16 protein-coding genes are annotated in these 15596 nt (G+C 66.5%); 6 read left to right on the top strand and 10 right to left on the bottom strand.

The window, feature by feature from the left end; all coding sequences use genetic code 11:
- Positions 1-5 precede the first annotated feature (5 nt).
- Positions 6-314 carry a hypothetical protein gene (locus ACOI2T_RS27805; protein WP_409504614.1) on the top strand — a complete coding sequence of 103 codons (309 nt, stop codon included), beginning with the start codon at positions 6-8 and terminating at the stop codon, positions 312-314.
- Here the strand turns inward: ACOI2T_RS27805 and ACOI2T_RS27800 are convergent.
- The 6 genes from ACOI2T_RS27800 to ACOI2T_RS27775 form a co-directional block, all read right to left on the bottom strand.
- Positions 298-1539, bottom strand: a complete 1242-nt coding sequence (locus tag ACOI2T_RS27800; protein WP_421874841.1) for a glycosyltransferase — start codon at positions 1537-1539, stop codon at positions 298-300. The two genes, ACOI2T_RS27805 and ACOI2T_RS27800, sit on opposite strands and share 17 nt — an antisense overlap.
- On the bottom strand, positions 1536-2165 hold the full coding sequence (locus ACOI2T_RS27795) for a TetR/AcrR family transcriptional regulator (protein WP_409504612.1): 630 nt from the start codon (positions 2163-2165) through the stop codon (positions 1536-1538). The genes ACOI2T_RS27800 and ACOI2T_RS27795 overlap by 4 nt, the downstream gene beginning before the upstream one ends.
- A gap of 111 nt (positions 2166-2276) precedes the next feature.
- Positions 2277-3494 (bottom strand): D-alanyl-D-alanine carboxypeptidase family protein, encoded by a 1218-nt coding sequence (locus ACOI2T_RS27790; protein ID WP_409504611.1) that lies wholly within the window; start codon positions 3492-3494, stop codon positions 2277-2279.
- A 68-nt stretch (positions 3495-3562) separates the two neighbouring features.
- Positions 3563-4549, bottom strand: a complete 987-nt coding sequence (locus ACOI2T_RS27785; RefSeq protein WP_409504610.1) for an SMP-30/gluconolactonase/LRE family protein — start codon at positions 4547-4549, stop codon at positions 3563-3565.
- Between the two features lie 71 nt (positions 4550-4620).
- Positions 4621-6006 carry an aspartate aminotransferase family protein gene (locus ACOI2T_RS27780; RefSeq protein ID WP_067842997.1) on the bottom strand — a complete coding sequence of 462 codons (1386 nt, stop codon included), beginning with the start codon at positions 6004-6006 and terminating at the stop codon, positions 4621-4623.
- Positions 6003-6518 (bottom strand): Lrp/AsnC family transcriptional regulator, encoded by a 516-nt coding sequence (locus ACOI2T_RS27775; protein WP_067843000.1) that lies wholly within the window; start codon positions 6516-6518, stop codon positions 6003-6005. Before ACOI2T_RS27775 ends, ACOI2T_RS27780 begins: the two co-directional genes overlap by 4 nt.
- A gap of 122 nt (positions 6519-6640) precedes the next feature.
- On the opposite strand from ACOI2T_RS27775, the gene ACOI2T_RS27770 reads away from it, so the two are divergent.
- The 4 genes from ACOI2T_RS27770 to ACOI2T_RS27755 all read left to right on the top strand — a co-directional run bounded on the left by ACOI2T_RS27770 (position 6641) and on the right by ACOI2T_RS27755 (position 11019).
- Positions 6641-8131 (top strand): gamma-aminobutyraldehyde dehydrogenase, encoded by a 1491-nt coding sequence (locus tag ACOI2T_RS27770; protein ID WP_409504609.1) that lies wholly within the window; start codon positions 6641-6643, stop codon positions 8129-8131.
- Positions 8132-8213: 82 nt separating this feature from the next.
- A complete protein-coding gene (locus tag ACOI2T_RS27765; protein ID WP_409504608.1) occupies positions 8214-9557 on the top strand; it encodes an NAD-dependent succinate-semialdehyde dehydrogenase in 1344 nt (447 codons plus the stop codon).
- 23 nt (positions 9558-9580) lie between these two features.
- Positions 9581-10489, top strand: a complete 909-nt coding sequence (locus tag ACOI2T_RS27760; RefSeq protein ID WP_409504607.1) for a sigma-70 family RNA polymerase sigma factor — start codon at positions 9581-9583, stop codon at positions 10487-10489.
- The gene (locus tag ACOI2T_RS27755) at positions 10486-11019 is read left to right on the top strand and encodes a PPOX class F420-dependent oxidoreductase (RefSeq protein ID WP_409504606.1); all 534 of its coding nucleotides are present in this window, start codon (positions 10486-10488) and stop codon (positions 11017-11019) included. Before ACOI2T_RS27760 ends, ACOI2T_RS27755 begins: the two co-directional genes overlap by 4 nt.
- On the opposite strand, the gene ACOI2T_RS27750 is transcribed toward ACOI2T_RS27755, so the two are convergent.
- Positions 10964-11551, bottom strand: coding sequence for a carboxymuconolactone decarboxylase family protein (locus tag ACOI2T_RS27750; RefSeq protein ID WP_067843013.1), 588 nt, complete (start codon positions 11549-11551; stop codon positions 10964-10966). The genes ACOI2T_RS27755 and ACOI2T_RS27750 overlap by 56 nt on opposite strands.
- A gap of 136 nt (positions 11552-11687) precedes the next feature.
- Here ACOI2T_RS27750 and ACOI2T_RS27745 point away from each other — a divergent pair, with 136 nt between their 5' ends.
- Entirely contained in the window at positions 11688-12539 is an 852-nt protein-coding gene (locus ACOI2T_RS27745; protein ID WP_409504605.1) for a type IV toxin-antitoxin system AbiEi family antitoxin, read from the top strand.
- 59 nt (positions 12540-12598) lie between these two features.
- Here ACOI2T_RS27745 and ACOI2T_RS27740 read toward each other — a convergent pair whose 3' ends face one another.
- The 3 genes from ACOI2T_RS27740 to ACOI2T_RS27730 are packed head-to-tail and all read right to left on the bottom strand — an operon-like array spanning position 12599 to position 15565.
- Positions 12599-13384 carry a succinate dehydrogenase iron-sulfur subunit gene (locus ACOI2T_RS27740; protein WP_067843019.1) on the bottom strand — a complete coding sequence of 262 codons (786 nt, stop codon included), beginning with the start codon at positions 13382-13384 and terminating at the stop codon, positions 12599-12601.
- On the bottom strand, positions 13384-15138 hold the full coding sequence (sdhA, locus tag ACOI2T_RS27735; protein ID WP_067843022.1) for a succinate dehydrogenase flavoprotein subunit: 1755 nt from the start codon (positions 15136-15138) through the stop codon (positions 13384-13386). Before sdhA ends, ACOI2T_RS27740 begins: the two co-directional genes overlap by 1 nt.
- Positions 15139-15142: 4 nt before the next feature.
- Positions 15143-15565, bottom strand: coding sequence for a succinate dehydrogenase hydrophobic membrane anchor subunit (locus tag ACOI2T_RS27730; protein WP_458127391.1), 423 nt, complete (start codon positions 15563-15565; stop codon positions 15143-15145).
- Between the last annotated feature and the right edge of the window lie 31 nt (positions 15566-15596).

Here is a 15596-nt window from a genome sequence, read left to right as displayed (position 1 = left end):
CTCTGGTGGGCGCCGTAGCCGCCGTCGGCTTCGCACCCCTGGCCGCCGCCATTGTCGCTGCGGTGTACCGGTTTCCGATCCCGTTCGCCGAGTACGTGACGGGTGTCGGCGGGATGCCCGCGGCGGCGCTGGCATCGGTGTTCTACCTTGCGCTGGGTGGCTTCGTCGTTCTTGGTGCGTTTGGCGCCGCGGCCGGTGCGTTGTTGGCTAGGACGGCCGCGGCCACGCGCCATGCCGTCGCGGCGTCTTTTGCGATCGCCGTAGTCGGCGCGCTGTCCTTGGCCCTACTCGAATACGTCATCGGGCCATGGTGAGCTCGACGATCTGTACTACCTTGCCGGCGCCGTCTTCGGCGTCCAGGGCATGGGCGAGGCGCTGCGCATTGTCTTTGAACCTGCTCTGCGACAATGCCTCACGTATCGCGGCTGCCAGTGCGTCAACCGTGAGCCGCCGTTGCGAGATCGGGGCCGGTCCTACGCCCAGCTCGAAAAGCCGCCTGGCCCAGAACGGTTGGTCGCCGTAACCGGCGGGTACGGAGACGGTCGGAACGCCGGCGCGTAACCCGGCTGCCGCGGTGCCCGCGCCACAGTGGTGGACGACGGCAGCAGCGTGCGGGAAGAGCCAGTCGTGTGGCACGTCGCCGACGGCGATCACGTCGTCTCCGGAGACGTCGAGCCCGGCCCAGCCCGCCTGGATCACGCCGCGGGCGTCGGCAGCTCGAACCGCTTGTGTGACAAGGTCGGACAGCCGCTCGGCCTCGGCCTTACTGTTGACGGTGCTGCCGAAACCGATGACCACCGGAGCCGGCCCCGCCTGCAGGAAATCCGCGAGATCGGCGGGCGGTTGCCATCCGGCCGGGCGGGCCGGCCACCAGTAGCCGACGACGTCGATGCCTGGCCGCCAGTCGGCAGGCCGCGGCAGGACCGTGGGCGAGTAGCCGTAGAGAATGGGCCACTGCGCTTCGGTGCGGCGTCGTCGCAGTGCCCTCGCCGACGCCTTCGGCAGACCGAGTTCGTCGCGAAAACCGTTGACCGTCTTGTTGTACAGCCGATCGATCACCGCTTCGGCGAGTCGGGCGGCCGACTTGTTCCCGTAACTCCCGGCGCTCCAGGCTCCCAGCACGGCAGGCGGATGGTCCGCGGTGGCCGACAACGGCTGCAGCCGAACGCCGACGCTCGGGATGTCGAGCGCCTCGGCCAGCGGATGGCCGACCAGTTCGGCGAACGGCGAGAGCATCAGCAGGTCGAGCGGCTCATCGCGCAACGCGACAAGCACATCCTCGCCCAACGCCCGCATGCCGCTTGGTGCGAAAAATGCCGCCATGGCCTTCGCGGCCTCCCGCGGGGCGACGTCCGACAGATCGGCGGCGTGGTCGTCCAGCCCACGAAACTCCAAGCCGCAGAAGGTCACAAGGTCATTGAACGCCGCATACGCGACCACGATGACTCGGTGCCCGGCCTCTTGCAGGCGCACACCCAGACCGGTGAGTGGAGCGACGTCGCCGCGGCTTCCGATGGCGATGATGCCGATGGTGCTCATGGCTCAGTCGCCCGTTCGAAGAGTGCGACCACCTGTTCGCCGTAGCCGACGACGTCGTAGTCCGGATCGCGGGCATATTCGGCGGCGGCGCTGTCGAGCGCACCGCGGAGTGCGTGCTTCATGAACACCGGTGACAGTTCGCGGAATTCACCGCTCTTGAGACCGTCGTCGAAGATCGTCTGGGGATCCAGCGCGGCGAGATCGCCGACCGGTGGATGTTCCTGTACGGCTTTTGCGGCCGCTTGATCCAGTCGCAGGCCGTTCTCGTCACGGAAACCGGCCATCAGCTCGAGCATCGCGACCGCAGTCGACCGGTTCGCGGCGATGAACGCGATGTTGGCCCGGATGTAGGCCGCCAGCTTGGCTGACGCGGACGTCTCGGCGACGACGGTGGGCACGATCACCGCCGCACCGCGCTCGAAGATGTCGACGAATACCGCCTCGATGATCTCGGCCTTCGTCGTGAAGTGATACAGCACAACGCTTTTGGCGACGCCAATGTGTGCGGCGATGCGGGCGAGCGAGGTCTGGGCATACCCGGACTCCGCGATCACCTCGGTCGCCGCGTCGATGATCTGGCGGCGTCGAGCTTGTTCGGTAAACGTCTTCGCGCGTTCCGACCGCATGGTCCGAGATTAGACCGATCGGTCAGATCTTGGCAAGACTCTTTCGCCGAGCAGACGCGTGGGTACCCGAAACAAGACGATTTCGGGTACCGGAGCGTCTGCTCGCGAAACTCAGCGGATGGCGCGCCGATTCAGTTGCCGAGCACCGAGGATCAGCATGAACACGATGATCGACCCGACGACGCCCACGCCCACGCGCACCGGGAGCGCATCGGCCGGCGGGATCACCCCGGCGGCCTGAGCTGCCGACGGCTCTTCGGGTTTGGGCGGTTTCAGTGACGGATCGGGGTCGACGAGCGTGCCGACCTTGGTGCCAGGCGCGGTCGCAAAGCCGTAATCGAGAAGGCGGGCGGCCTGTTCCCACGGCGCGATCGGCACCCGCGTGCCTCTCAGCAGCACCGCGACCAGGCGCCGGCCGTCGCGTTCGGCGGCCCCGACGAACGTCTGCCCGGCATCGTCGGTGTAACCCGTCTTGCCGCCGAGGGCACCCGGGTAGTTGTAGAGCAGCTTGACGTCGTTCTCGACCGGATACGGCGGATTGCCGTCGCGCCCAGGGAAATCGAATGACTTCGTGGCGACGATGTCGGCGAACACCGGGTTCTGCCAGGCGTAGCGGTAGAACAACGCGACGTCATAGGCCGAGGTGCTCATCCCCGGACCGTCCAAGCCAGAAGGGGTCGCGGCGCGGGTGTCACGGCCGCCGAGCTTGCCCGCAAGAACGTTGATCTTCTGCATGGCGGTGTCCATGCCACCGAGCTGGGCGGCCAACGCATGGGCGGCGTCATTGCCCGAGTGCATCAGCAGCCCGTGCAGCAGGTCATTGATCGTGTACTGGCCGCCCGGGCCGACACCCACGCGGGTGCCCTCGGAGTTCGCATCGTCCTGAGTGCCGGCCACGCGCTTGTTGAGGTTCAGTTCGTTGAGCGAAGCCATGGCCACCAGCACCTTGATGACGCTGGCGGGGCGGTGGCGGCCGTGCGGATCCTTGGCGGCGATGACGTCGCCGGTGTCGAGGTCGGCGACCACCCAGGCTTCGGCGGACACGTCGTTGGGCAGCGGTGGCGTGTCGGCCGCGGTGATGACACCGCAACCCGACAGTGCATCACCGCCAACAGTCTTGGCGGGAACCGGCAGCGGTCCGGGCGTGGGATCACCCGGTTTCGGCACCTCGGAGGCGTCGACGGCAGGGGGTGTGGTGACGCGGTAGGGGCAGTCGGGCGCCGGGTCGGCGCCTGCCACGCCGGCACCCATCAACGCCGGACCGGCCAGCATCGCCAGTGCCGCCAGCGCGCCCAGCCCACGCTGTGAAGTCCTCCGCAAGGTCGCCATCGTGTCCGAAGGTTAGGCGATCCGGCCCGGATTTCCGGTTTGCCACGCTGTGACAAGTGTGACTGGTGTTAAAGATGGGTATACGCGAGCGCCGGATACTCGATCGTCGACATCCACAGTCGGCCGCCCGACTCGCACACGCCCGTGACGACACCGAACTCCGGGTGCTTGCATCGAACACCGCTGACCGCCGCACCGCTATCGGGGTCGAACGCGACCACCCACACCTGGGATTTGATCCGGGGCTGAAGTGCGTCCGGCAACCGCCAGATCAGTTGACGCAGGAGGGGTGAACGGGGCGCGAGCTTTTCGGCGGCCGGATTGATCGGACTCACCAGGGCCACCCAGATGCGTCCGTCGGATCCGGTGGAGATGTTGTCCGGCATGCCCGGCAGATTCACGGCCAGGGGTGTGACCGTGCCGGCTTGTGGGCCCGTGAGCCAGTACTTGGAAAGCCGTCGGCCCTGAGTCTCGGCGAAAACCAGCGCCGACTCGTCGGCGGTCGCCGTGACGCCGTTCGTGAAGTACAGCCCGTCGACGAGCGTGGTGACCGCGCCGTCGGTGCCGAGGCGGAACAAACTGCCGCTGCCGCGAGCCTCCAGGACCGCGCCGCCGAAATGCTCATAGTGAAACCGGCTCGTCGACTCCGTGAAATATATTGTGCCGTCCGCTGTTTCGGTAACGTTCGAGCAGAACATCAGTGGACGGCCCTGCACTGATTCCACCAGCGTGGACAGCATGCCCGTCGCCGGATCCAGCGCGAGCAGCCCGCGGTGGCTGTCGCAGATCAACACACGCCCGTCACGGGCGACGTGCATGCCGAGCGGCCGGCCGCCGGTTTCGGCGACGACGGTGGCGCCACCGTCGGGGGAGACCCGAACGATGCGTCCGTCGACCAACCCCGTCCACAGGTGCCCGTCGGCATCGGCGACGACGTCTTCGGGTCCGTCCCCTGGCATGGGCACGATGGTCAGCTCGGCCGGGCCGAACTCGGGAAGGTCGTCGACGGGCGGTGGGGTCCAGCGGACGGGATCGATCGGCGGTTTGCGTGACACGCCGATGACGCTACGCCCGAAATGAGAACGGCCGGGCGGATTTCCGCCCGGCCGTCCTGACATCTAGCCCTTTACAGCATCTTGCCCGCTTCGCTGAGCACGCCGTGCAGGATGTCGTAGATGGCGTCGAACTCGGCCTGCCCGCTGATCAGCGGCGGCGCGAGCTGCACGACTGGGTCGCCACGGTCGTCGGCTCGGCAGTACAAGCCCGCTTCCCACAGCGCGGGCGTGAGGAAGCCGCGCAGCAGCCGCTCGGACTCTTCGTCGTTGAACGTCTCCTTGGTGGTCTTGTCCTTGACCAGCTCGATGCCGTAGAAGAAGCCCTCACCGCGCACGTCGCCGACGATCGGCAGGTCGTAGAGCTTCTCCAGGGTGGACTTGAACGCCGGCGCCATGGTCTTGACATGGTCGTTGAGGCCCTCACGCTCGAAGATGTCGAGGTTGGCCAGCGCGACCGCCGACGAAACCGGGTGTCCGCCAAAGGTATAGCCGTGCCCGAAGGTGGTCTTGCCGTCGTTGAACGGCTCGAACAGACGGTCGCTGGCGACCATCGCGCCGAGCGGCGAGTAGCCCGACGTCAGGCCCTTGGCGCTGGTGATGATGTCAGGGACGTAGCCGAAGTCGTTGCACGCGAACATCGAACCGATCCGGCCGTAGGCGCAGATCACCTCGTCGGACACGAGCAGCACGTCGTACTCGTCGCAGATCTCGCGGACCCGCTCGAAGTATCCGGGCGGCGGCGGGAAGCAGCCACCGGCGTTCTGCACGGGCTCCAGGAAGACTGCGGCGACGGTGTCGGGACCCTCGAACTCGATGGCCTCGGCGATGCGGTCGGCGCAGTAGCGGCCGAACGCCTTCTCGTCGTGCGCGTATTCCTCAGGGGCACGGTAGAAGTTGGTGTTCGGGGCGCGGAACCCACCGGGGGTCAGCGGCTCGAACGGGGCCTTGAAGGCCGGGATGCCGGTGATCGCGAGCGCGCCCTGCGGCGTGCCGTGGTAGGCGATCGAGCGCGAAACCACCTTGTGCTTACCGGGTTTGCCGGTCAGCTTGAAGTACTGCTTGGCGAGCTTCCATGCGCTCTCGACGGCTTCACCGCCGCCGGTCGTGAAGAAGACCCGGTTGAGGTCGCCGGGCGCGAAAGAGGCCACGCGCTCGGCCAATTCGATCGCCGGCGGGGTCGCATAGGACCACAGCGGGAAGAAGGACAGGGTCTCGGCTTGCTTGGCGGCGGCCTCGGCCAGTTCCTTGCGGCCGTGCCCCACCTGAACGACGAACAGGCCCGACAGGCCGTCGATGTAGCTCTTGCCCCGGTCGTCGAAAATTCGTACGCCCTCGCCGCGGGTGATGATCGGCGGGGTGATGCCTTCCCCGTGCCGGGCGAAATGGCCCCACAGGTGGCGGTTTGCCTTGGCGCCCAAGTCTGTGGACGTTGCTTCAGTGATATCTACGCTAGTCATCGCGTTCCCCAATTGTATTGCTGCTTAACGAGTTTCAAGTAAACAAGGGTTTCGGTGGATATCACTCCCGGTAATGCGCGGATTTCGGTGTTGAGTAGTTCGAGCAGGCTGTCGTCGTCTTCGCAGACCACCTCGCAGATGGCGTCGAAGGAACCTGCGGTCAGCACGACGTAGTCGACCTGCTCGATGTGAGCGAGCTTTTCGGCGAGCTTGGTGGTGTCCCCGGTGCAGCGGATGCCGATCATCGCCTGGCGCGCGAATCCCAGTTGCATCGGATCGGTGACGGCGACGATCTGCATGACACCGGCGTCGACCATCCGCTGCACGCGTTGGCGCACCGCGGCCTCGGAGAGGCCGACGGCCTTGCCGATTCCGGCATAGGAACGGCGGCCGTCCTGCTGCAACTTCTCGATGATCGCCTTCGACAGCTCGTCGAGCTGGAAGGCACCCGGTCGAGAGTGGTTCACGCGCAAGGGGACGGGCGCCAGCTCGTGACCATCAGGGTTGGTCATGCACCGATTGTGCACGGAATCCGTCGTTTGGGGCAACCGTATCGATGAAATCGTTTGTTTGAGGGTGCCTATGCCAGTGGAATACGTAGCCGAACCCTTGAAGCATCGGTTAGCGTTGGGCCATGAGTGTGGCGGTGAATGTTGCGAGCAGTTGGATCAATGGTGCCCCGGCGTCGACCACTGGGCCTACCCATTCCATCATCGATCCGGCGACCGGGAACACGGTTGCCGAATATGCGTTGGGTACGCCCGCCGATGTGGACACCGCGGTAGCCGCGGCCCGGTCCGCATTGCCCGGATGGTCGTCCGCAACGCCCGCGGAGCGCTCGGCGGTGCTGGCCAAACTCGCCAAACTGGCCGACGAGAACGCCGAGCAGCTGGTGGCCGAAGAGGTCAGTCAGACCGGTAAGCCCGTCCGGCTGGCATCGGAGTTCGACGTCCCGGGCAGCATCGACAACATCGATTTCTTCGCGGGCGCGGCGCGCCATCTGGAGGGCAAGGCGAGCGCGGAGTACTCGGGCGACCACACGTCGAGCATCCGGCGCGAGGCCGTCGGCGTCGTCGCCACCATCACGCCGTGGAACTACCCGCTGCAGATGGCGGTGTGGAAGGTCATCCCGGCGCTGGCGGCCGGTTGTTCGGTGGTGATCAAGCCGGCCGAGATCACGCCGCTGACCACCCTGACGCTGGCCCGGCTGGCCACCGAGGCGGGGCTGCCCGACGGCGTCTTCAACGTCGTGACCGGGGCCGGCTCCGACGTCGGAACCGCACTGGCCGGACACCGCGACGTCGACGTGGTGACGTTCACCGGGTCGACGGCCGTCGGCCGCAAGGTCATGGCCGCCGCGGCCGTGCACGGGCACCGTACCCAGCTTGAGCTGGGCGGCAAGGCGCCGTTCGTGGTGTTCGACGACGCCGATCTCGATGCCGCGATCCAGGGCGCGGTCGCCGGGGCGCTGATCAACACCGGACAGGACTGCACCGCCGCCACCCGCGCCATTGTCGCCCGCGACCTCTACGACGACTTCGTCGCGGGCGTCGCCGAGGTGATGAGCAAGGTCGTGGTCGGCGATCCGCACGATCCCGACACCGACCTGGGGCCGTTGATCACCGCCGCGCATCGCGACAAGGTCGCGGGCATGGTGGCGCGCGCGCCCGAGCAGGGCGGGCGCATCGTCACCGGCGGTGCGGCGCCGGATCTGCCCGGGTCGTTCTATCGGCCGACGCTGATCGCCGACGTGTCCGAATCCTCGGAGGTCTACCGCGACGAGATCTTCGGTCCGGTGCTGACGGTGCGGCCGTTCACCGATGACGACGACGCGATTCGCCAGGCCAACGACACCGTGTACGGTCTCGCGGCCTCGGCATGGACCCGCGACGTGTACCGCGCGCAGCGGGCGTCGCGGGAGATCAACGCGGGTTGTGTGTGGATCAACGACCACATCCCGATCATCAGCGAGATGCCGCACGGCGGCGTCGGCGCGTCCGGCTTCGGAAAAGACATGAGTGACTACTCGTTCGAGGAGTACCTCACCATCAAGCACGTCATGAGCGATATCACCGGCGTGGCCGAAAAGGACTGGCACCGTACGGTATTCACGCGTCGGTCCTGACCGCTCTTGCAGCCCGGAGTTGAGCCGTATATAACTGCCGGGAGGGTTTTGTGGCATTAAACACAGCTACCAAGGACAGGGTATGAGTTTGTACGCAGTAATCGATCCGGCGACCGGCGACGTGGTGCGCGAGTACCCGACGGCCACTGACGAGCAGATCGAGCAGGCGCTGGCCGCGGCCGCCAAGGCCCACCGGGAATGGTCGAAGAACTCGACGGTGGCCGAGCGCGCCGCACTGATCAAGCAGGTCGCCAAACTGCACGTCGAGCGCCGGGACGAGCTCGCCGCGATCATTCAGCGCGAGATGGGCAAACCGCTGGAGCAGGCGCTCGGCGAGGTCGATTTCAGTGCCGCGATCTATGAGTACTACGCCGACAACGCCGAGAAGTTCCTCGCCGATGAGCCGATCGAGTTGCTCGACGGTGAGGGCAGTGCGCTGATCCGGCGCAGCTCGGTCGGCGTGCTGCTGGGCATCATGCCGTGGAACTACCCGTACTACCAGGTGGCACGGTTCGCCGGGCCCAACCTGACGCTCGGCAACACCATCGTGCTCAAGCACGCCCCGCAGTGCCCTGAATCGGCCGCCGCGATCCAGCAGATCTTCGACGACGCCGGGTTCCCCGAGGGCGCCTACGTGAACGTGTACGCCACCAATGAGCAGATCGCCGAGGCGATCGCCGACCCACGCGTGCAAGGCGTTTCGCTCACCGGATCGGAGCGTGCGGGTGCGGCGGTGGCCGAGATCGCCGGACGCAACCTCAAGAAGGTGGTGCTGGAGCTGGGCGGGTCGGACCCGTTCATCGTGCTCTCGACCGACGACCTCGACGCCACCGTCGAGGCAGCCGTCGCAGGCCGGTTCGAGAACACGGGCCAGGCCTGCAACGCCGCCAAGCGGTTCATCGTCGCGTCCGACATCTACGACGAGTTCCTGACCAAGTTCACCGACAAGGTGCTCGCACAGGCCGAGGGACTGGCGCCGCTGTCGTCGGTGGCCGCCGCCGAGCGGCTGGCCGAACAGGTCGACCGCGCCGTGGCGGACGGCGCGAAGCTCGTGAAGGCAGGTGAGCGCAAGGGCGCCTACTTCCCGCCGGGCGTGCTGACCGAGGTCTCCACCGACTCGCCGTCCTACCGCGAGGAACTGTTCGGCCCCGTCGCCACGGTCTACAAGGTGGACTCCGAAGAGCAGGCCGTCGAACTGGCCAACGACACCCCGTTCGGTCTCGGCTCCTACGTGTTCACGACCGACGAGGAGCAGGCCGCGCGGGTCGCCGACCGCATCGACGCCGGCATGGTGTTCGTCAACGTCGTCGGCGCCGACGGTGTCGAGCTGCCGTTCGGTGGGGTCAAGCGCTCCGGCTTCGGCCGCGAACTCGGCCGCTTCGGCATCGACGAATTCGTCAACAAGAAGCTCATCCGCCGGGGGTAGACGGACCTACCTAGACTTGCGCCATGACCGCGAGCGCTCGGGTCGGTGAGTTCGAAGACCTACGGCCACATCTGCTGGCCGTGGCCTATCGGCTCACCGGCACATTCGCCGACGCCGAGGACATCGTGCAAGACGCCTGGATCCGGTGGCAGGCCAACCGCGGGGAGATCAACGACCTTCGCGCTTGGCTGACCACCGTGGTGAGCAGGCTCGGTTTGGACCGGCTCCGGTCAGCCGCGCACCGGCGGGAAACCTACGTCGGGGAGTGGCTGCCCGAGCCGGTCGTCACCGGATTCGACGGCAACGACCCCTTGGCGGCAGTGGTTGCCGGCGAGGACGCGCGTTTTGCCGCCATGGTGGTGCTGGAACGCCTGACCCCCGACCAGCGCGTGGCGTTCGTCCTGCACGACGGATTCGGTGTGCCGTTCTCCGAGATCGCCGACGTGCTCGGTGTCAGCGCGGCATCCGCGCGCCAGCTGGCGTCGCGGGCCCGCCGCGCGGCGTCCGACACCCCGCCGCCGGTGACCGACGACACGCACAACGAGGTCGCCGGAGCGCTCATGGCGGCGTTGGCGGCCGGCGACATGGAAGGCGTTGTGCGCCTTCTGCATCCGGACGTCACGTTCACCGGCGACTCCAACCGCCGGGCGCCGACGGCACCGCGCGTCATCAACGGGCCGGAAAAGGTCGCCCGGTTCCTGTTCTCGCTCGCCCGCCGCTACGGGCCCAACTGGCTGGCCGGCACCCAGATGGTTCGGGTCAACGGCGAGCTGGGCGCCTACACACCGGGCGCGCCACCCGTCGACGGTTATCCGGAACTGATGCCGCGCATCACCGCGATGACCGTACGGGACGGAAAAGTCTGTGCCGTATGGGATATTGCGAACCCGGACAAGTTCACCGGCTCGCCGCTGCGCGGTGGTGCGGCATGATGCCGACCGATCCGGGCAATCTCGGGCAGACGTTCGGCAGGTTCATGTTCCGCGGCATGGACAAGATGCGTCACCGCGACGCGTTCGGCATTAGCGAGCCGACCGCGACCGATTTCACCGGGTTCGACCGCTACCGCCAGATCGTGTTGGTGACGTTCAAGAAGTCCGGCGAAGCCGTCCCGAGCCCCATCAACCACGGTGTCGCCGACGGCAAACTCTACGTTCGCACCGACGCGTCCACCGCCAAGGTCAAGCGTATCCGCAACAACCCGAATGTGCTTGTGGTGGGCAGCAATCTGCGTGGCAAGCCCAGCGGCCCGGTGGTCGCCGGCGTGGCGCGCATCCTGCCCGAGGAAGAACACGCGCACGCCGACGCCGTCATCGCCGCCAACTGGAGCCTGCCGATGAAACTGTTCGAGCGAAGCCTCGACCGGGGAAGTCAAACCTTCGGTGTGGCAATGGCTTTCATCGAGATCACGCCTGCTCGGGCTGGTCGGCCCACGGAACCCGGCACGCATCCCCAGAGTTGAAACCCTGCTCGGTGATGCCCAGCGCCGAGTACATCCGCGCGCGCATGTTCTCGGTACCGATCTGATACGTCAGCTCGATGACGCCGTCGTCGCCGAACCGGCGGCGCAGATCGGCGACCTGCTCGTCGGTGATGGTGTGCGGGTCTTTCGTCATGGCGTCGGCGTAGGCGATCGCGGCACGCTCGTCGTCTGTGAACAACGGTGACGTCGCGTAGTCGTCGATCGACTTCAGCCGGTCCACGTCCAGGTTGTCGAGTCGCATGAGCATGGACCCGAAGTCCACACACCACGAGCAGCCGACGGTACGGGCCGTCCAGAACACCGCCAGTTCACGCACGTTGGCCGGCAGCTTCTTCGAGCCACTTTCCAGCAGGCCCTCATGGGCGGCGTTGGCGATCAGCAGCCGCGGGTGGTGGGCTGCCACGGTGAACGGTTCCGGCACCTCACCGAACTTGCGCTTGGCGAAGCTGTACATCATGCGGGTCATCAGGCCGGCTTGTTTGGGGGGCAGGGGAGCGATTCTCGGTGTCATACCTGTCTGACGAGACAGCCTCGCGATGTGTGACAGCCGAGTGTGAAGAAAATGGCCAGATTCCGGCCAAACCTCGCGATCTTCTTCACGTTGGCGGGCGATGGAACGGCACTGACCCGCGTTGCGTCCTACCTTTATGCCGTTTCTGGGTTCGGAGGCGTTGGCCGCGGGCAAGCTCAACCGATACCACCTGACCACCCGCTACGAGATGCTGCACCGGGATGTCTACGTCCCGCGCGGCGCGAAGCTGACCCCGGTCGACAAGGCCGTCGCGGCATGGCTGTGGTCGGGGCGACGCGCAACCGTGGCCGGGTTGTCGGCGGCTGCGCTCCTCGGATCGAAATGGATCGACGCCAAGCAACCCGCCGAGCTGAACCACTCCAGCCGGCACGAAACCGCAGGCATCGTCCTGCACAGCGACCGCCTGACTGACGACGAGGTTCGGGTGGTCCGAGGAATCCGGGTCACGACGCCTGCCAGGACTGCTTTCGACCTCGGCCGCAGGCCAGGATTGACGGAAGCCGTCGTGCGGGTAGACGCGCTGCTGCAGGCCTGTGATCTGAAACTTGTTGATATACAAGCGCTTGTCGATACCCACCGCGGCGCGCGCGGGCTCGTGCAGTTAAGACAGGTGCTCGACCTCGCTGACTACGGCGCCGAATCGCCGCAGGAGACCAGGCTCCGGTTGCTGTTCACCGAGGAGGGTATGCGACCCGACGAGACCCAGATCGAAGTGTTCGGGCATTGGGGTGAACTGGTGGGGCGTATCGACATGGGGTGGCCTGACTGGAATGTCGGCGTGCAGTACGACGGTATTCAACACTGGACCGACCCGAGACAGCGGACAAAGGACATCGACCAAGACGCGGAGTATCGCGAGCTCGGCTGGACTATCGTTCGCGTCGGCAATGACCTGTTGCGCTATCGCCAACGCGCCATCATCACCCGTACCCGCGCCGCTCTGGAAAAAGCAGGGCGTCCAACGTGAAGAAGATCGCGAGATTCTCGAGGATTCTCGCGATCTTCTTCACGTTCGAGCACAAATACTTAGCGCGCAAACATCAACGCGCGCTTGACCTCCTGGATCGCCTGGGTCACCTGGATGCCACGTGGGCAGGCCTCGGTGCAGTTGAACGTGGTGCGGCAGCGCCACACGCCGTCGACCTCGTTGAGGATGTCGAGCCGTTCGGCGGCTGCCTCGTCACGTGAGTCGAAGATGAACCGGTGTGCGTTGACGATCGCGGCGGGCCCGAAGTAGGACCCCTCGCTCCAGTACACCGGGCAGCTCGTGGTGCAGCACGCGCACAGGATGCACTTGGTGGTGTCGTCGTAGCGGGCCCGGTCGGTCGGGCTCTGGATGCGCTCCTTGGTGGGCGCGTTGCCGCTGGTCACGAGGAACGGCTTGACTGCGCGGTAGGCGTCGAAGAACGGCTCCATGTCCACCACGAGGTCCTTCTCCACGGGCAGGCCGCGGATGGGCTCGATGGTGATGGTCAGCTGCTTGCCCGCCTTCTTGGGCAGCATGTCGCGCATGAGGACCTTGCAGGCGAGCCGGTTGACGCCGTTGATCCGCATGGCGTCCGACCCGCACACCCCGTGGGCGCAGGACCGGCGGAACGTCAGCGTGCCGTCGAGGTACCACTTCACGTAGTGCAGCAGGTTGAGCAGCCGGTCGCTGGGCAGGCACGGCACGCGGAAGCTCTGCCAGCCTGCGGCGTCCGGATTGTCCGGGTTGAAGCGGGCGATCTTCAGCGTGACCATGACCGCGCCCTCGGGGACGGGCGGCAGCTCGGGGTCGCCGGTCTCTGGCTTGTCGATGACGGGTGCGCTCATCAGTACTTACGCTCCATCGGCTCGTAGCGCGTCTGGACCACGGGCTTGTAGTCCAGCCGGATGTCGGACAGCAGGTCGGTGCCCTGCTTGTACGCCATGGTGTGGCGCATGTAGTTGGTGTCGTCGCGGTTGGGGTAGTCCTCGCGCGCATGGCCGCCGCGCGACTCCTTGCGGTTGAGCGCACCGACGACGGTGACCTCGGCCAGCTCAAGCAGGAAGCCCAGCTCGATGGCCTCGAGCAGGTCGCTGTTGTAGCGCTTGCCCTTGTCGTGCACCGTGATTCGCGAGTACCGCTCCTTCAGCGCGTGAATGTCGGTGAGCGCCTGCTTGAGCGTCTCCTCGGTGCGGAACACCGCGGCGTTGTTGTCCATCGACTGCTGCAGCGACGTGCGGATGTCGGCGACGCGCTCGTTGCCGTGCTCGGAGAGGATGTCGCCGACCCAGCCGACCACCATCTCCGCCGGGTTCTCCGGCATGTCGACGAAGTTGTGGTTCTGGGCGTACTCGGCGGCGGCGATACCGGCGCGGCGGCCGAACACGTTGATGTCGAGCAGCGAGTTGGTGCCGAGGCGGTTGGCGCCGTGCACCGAAACACACGCGCATTCACCGGCGGCGTACAGGCCGGGGATGACGTTGGTGTTGTCGCGCAGCACCTGACCGTGGACGGTGGTGGGGATACCGCCCATGACGTAGTGGCAGGTCGGGTAGACCGGCACGAGCTCCTTGACGGGGTCGACGCCGAGGTAGGTGCGGGCGAACTCGGTGATGTCGGGCAGCTTGGCCTCGAGCACGTCCTCACCGAGGTGGCGCACGTCGATGTAGACGTAGTCCTTGTTCGGCCCGGCGCCGCGGCCCTCGAGGACCTCGAGCACCATCGAGCGGGCGACGATGTCGCGCGGCGCGAGGTCGACGATCGTGGGCGCGTAGCGCTCCATGAACCGCTCACCTTCGCCGTTGAGCAACCGGCCGCCCTCGCCGCGCACGGCCTCGGAGATCAGGATGCCGAGACCGGCAAGGCCGGTCGGGTGGAACTGGTGAAACTCCATGTCTTCCAAGGGAAGTCCCTTGCGGAAGATGATCCCCAGGCCGTCACCGGTCAGGGTGTGGGCATTGGAGGTGGTCTTGTACATCCGGCCCGACCCGCCGGTGGCGAAGACGATCGCCTTGGCGTGGAAGACGTGGATGTCACCGGTGGCCAGTTCGTAGGCGATGACGCCGGTGGCGACCGGCCCGGCAGGCGTGTCGGTCAGCGCGATGTCGAGTGCGTAGAACTCGTTGAAGAACTGCACGTCGTGCTTGACGCAGTTTTGGTACAGCGTCTGCAGGATCATGTGGCCGGTGCGGTCGGCGGCATAGCAGGCGCGGCGGACCGGGGCCTTGCCGTGGTCGCGGGTGTGCCCGCCGAAGCGGCGCTGGTCGATGCGGCCCTCGGGGGTGCGGTTGAACGGCATCCCCATCTTTTCGAGGTCATAGACCGCGTCGATGGCCTCGCGGCACATGATCTCGACGGCGTCCTGGTCGGCGAGGTAGTCGCCGCCCTTGACGGTGTCGAAGGTGTGCCACTCCCAGTTGTCCTCTTCGACGTTGGCCAGTGCGGCGCACATACCGCCCTGGGCCGCACCGGTGTGGGAGCGGGTGGGGTAGAGCTTGGTCAGCACTGCGGTGCGGGCCCGCGGCCCGGCTTCGACCGCGGCGCGCATGCCCGCGCCGCCTGCGCCGACGATGACGACGTCGTAGCGATGTTCCTGAATCATTTGCCTAACCCCCGATGTTCGCGTCGAAGGTGACCAGGACGTAGGTGCCGAGCACCAACGTGAATCCCGTCGCCAGCAACAGAAGCGAGTTCAGCCAGAACTTGGTGGTGTTCTTGCGGGCGTAGTCGCCGATGATGGTGCGCATGCCGTTGGCGCCGTGCAGGTTTGCCAACCACAGCAGCGCCATGTCCCAGATCTGCCAGAACGGCGAGGCCCAGCGCTGCGCGACGTAGTTGAAGTCGATGCGGTACACGCCGTCCTGCCACATCAGCATGACGAAGAGGTGGCCGAGCGCCAGAAACACCAGTGCCACACCGGAGAACCGCATGAACAGCCAGGCGTACTTCTCGAAGTACGGGATGCCGCGCGGCCTGCGGGGGGCGCGGGGGTGATCGAGCGCGGCCGGGCGGTCGTGCTCACGTTCCATGACGGGCGCGGGACGCCCCAGCCGGGATTCG

This window comes from Mycolicibacterium wolinskyi str. Jessa 2025 (assembly GCF_049241375.1).
GTDB lineage: Bacteria > Actinomycetota > Actinomycetes > Mycobacteriales > Mycobacteriaceae > Mycobacterium > Mycobacterium wolinskyi.
The sequence above is the reverse complement of the archived record's forward strand: the minus strand, read 5'-3'. Positions and strand labels throughout refer to the sequence as shown.

What these genes read in the sequence shown, in the direction of transcription:
- ACOI2T_RS27745 (WP_409504605.1), top strand. Translation starts at nt 11,688, where the DNA reads ATGCCGTTTCTGGGTTCGGAGGCGTTGGCCGCGGGCAAGCTCAACCGA.
- ACOI2T_RS27760 (WP_409504607.1), top strand. Translation starts at nt 9,581, where the DNA reads ATGACCGCGAGCGCTCGGGTCGGTGAGTTCGAAGACCTACGGCCACAT.
- ACOI2T_RS27780 (WP_067842997.1), bottom strand. Translation starts at nt 6,006, where the DNA reads ATGACTAGCGTAGATATCACTGAAGCAACGTCCACAGACTTGGGCGCC.
- ACOI2T_RS27795 (WP_409504612.1), bottom strand. Translation starts at nt 2,165, where the DNA reads ATGCGGTCGGAACGCGCGAAGACGTTTACCGAACAAGCTCGACGCCGC.
- sdhA (WP_067843022.1), bottom strand. Translation starts at nt 15,138, where the DNA reads ATGATTCAGGAACATCGCTACGACGTCGTCATCGTCGGCGCAGGCGGC.
- ACOI2T_RS27765 (WP_409504608.1), top strand. Translation starts at nt 8,214, where the DNA reads ATGAGTTTGTACGCAGTAATCGATCCGGCGACCGGCGACGTGGTGCGC.
- ACOI2T_RS27800 (WP_421874841.1), bottom strand. Translation starts at nt 1,539, where the DNA reads ATGAGCACCATCGGCATCATCGCCATCGGAAGCCGCGGCGACGTCGCT.
- ACOI2T_RS27750 (WP_067843013.1), bottom strand. Translation starts at nt 11,551, where the DNA reads ATGACACCGAGAATCGCTCCCCTGCCCCCCAAACAAGCCGGCCTGATG.
- ACOI2T_RS27740 (WP_067843019.1), bottom strand. Translation starts at nt 13,384, where the DNA reads ATGAGCGCACCCGTCATCGACAAGCCAGAGACCGGCGACCCCGAGCTG.
- ACOI2T_RS27790 (WP_409504611.1), bottom strand. Translation starts at nt 3,494, where the DNA reads ATGGCGACCTTGCGGAGGACTTCACAGCGTGGGCTGGGCGCGCTGGCG.
- ACOI2T_RS27770 (WP_409504609.1), top strand. Translation starts at nt 6,641, where the DNA reads ATGAGTGTGGCGGTGAATGTTGCGAGCAGTTGGATCAATGGTGCCCCG.
- ACOI2T_RS27775 (WP_067843000.1), bottom strand. Translation starts at nt 6,518, where the DNA reads ATGACCAACCCTGATGGTCACGAGCTGGCGCCCGTCCCCTTGCGCGTG.
- ACOI2T_RS27730 (WP_458127391.1), bottom strand. Translation starts at nt 15,565, where the DNA reads ATGGAACGTGAGCACGACCGCCCGGCCGCGCTCGATCACCCCCGCGCC.
- ACOI2T_RS27755 (WP_409504606.1), top strand. Translation starts at nt 10,486, where the DNA reads ATGATGCCGACCGATCCGGGCAATCTCGGGCAGACGTTCGGCAGGTTC.